This window comes from Microbacterium sp. Y832 (genome assembly GCF_057669765.1).
The window spans coordinates 1-1,326 of the sequence record NZ_JBYHFM010000018.1; the positions used below are offsets into that span (position 1 = coordinate 1).

Annotated in this window: 1 protein-coding gene; it reads right to left on the reverse strand. The window is 60.6% G+C overall.

Translation table 11 applies throughout. From position 1 onward, the window contains the following. Positions 1-1,094: 1,094 nt before the first annotated feature. A partial coding sequence (locus tag AC25YV_RS12785; RefSeq protein ID WP_488124238.1) for a hypothetical protein occupies positions 1,095-1,326 on the reverse strand: 232 nt, incomplete at its 5' end.

Sequence of the window (1,326 nt, forward strand, 5' to 3'; positions counted from 1 at the left end):
GAACACCCCGACCCCTACCCGTCAACCAAAGTAGGGGCAGTCCCAATCGCGCGACCTCGGCATCCTGCGCGGCACGCTCCCGAGCGCGCGCCTTCTCCAGCGCAGTGCGCTTGTTCGGCGGGACAGTCATAGCACTACCCTCTCGCGGGATCAGGCCACGGTCGAGGTCACCCTCGAACACCGCATCCCGCCACCGCCGCATCCGCTTATACGAGATGCCCCGCTCGTCCAACCAGGGCCCCTTCTGCCCGAACGGCTGCACCTGGTACTCGTGCACGAACTCACGGATCTCCGCCGCTGTGAACCCCGTACTAATCGTCACTACCCTGCTCCCTCCCCGATCGCGAAATGACTCACAATCAGCCTGGCAAAGAGGGCCCGAGTCTATGGCACTCCGAAGTTGCCCAATTGAGAGGGCAAGAGGTCAGACGACCGTCCAGAAAGCCGTGGGTTGACTGACATGCCGACGTGTACCTGCGGCTTGACCTAGCGACGGTTCCGCGGCGGCAGTTTCGTGCCTTCGACCGGAATTTCCGGGCGCGGGTAAAGGCCGAAGCTGTGGCGCGTCCGATCTGTGCCTGGCTTATCGCTTCGCGTCTCCACGTCGCTTCTTGACTATGCCGATGATCAGAACTGTCAAGCCCATGGGAACCCCGAGGAGCGCCCACGATCCCAGCCGACCCGCGTTTGGGTCCGCACCGAGGGTGATCAACCAAGTCGCGACTCCGGCGAACACGATCATGAAGATCCCGAAGACGACGAACGGCTTCCATGATGACTGGTTCTCGATGAGTTGCTCCTAGCTCTCGTCGGCGAACGTCGGTTTCCCGGAGGCGGTTATGAGAATCAGATTCCGCGTCCGGCCATCCACCGGGCTATCAGGGCAGTGATGACTCCGAAGACAAACAGAGCCAATCCAATCCAGATGAACGTCGCATCGCGCCCCGCAGAGATGTCAATAGCTCCTTTGATCACCACGCCTACGGAGAGAACAATGCAGACCAGAGGTAGGAACAATCTGAGGGGGCCATACCTGGATGGATAGGGGCTCTTCCGCGCCGGAGGCTCACTTTCAGGGCTCACCATATTCTCCCTCAGTCCATCGCATCTCTTGCCAGCTGGCCGAGAGCAGCGCAACCTACTGCAGCTACCACGGCACCCACAACGGTCGGGGCGGCGATGAGACTAGCGACGGTTCCGCACACCAGTGAGAATAGAGCAGATATCCCGTCCTTCGCGTTCTGTGCTGAGAACAGATCGTAGACGTCCTTGCCCAACAGCGGGACTGTCCGATAAACGGTGTGTGGGGTCCGGCGGTTTTCATTA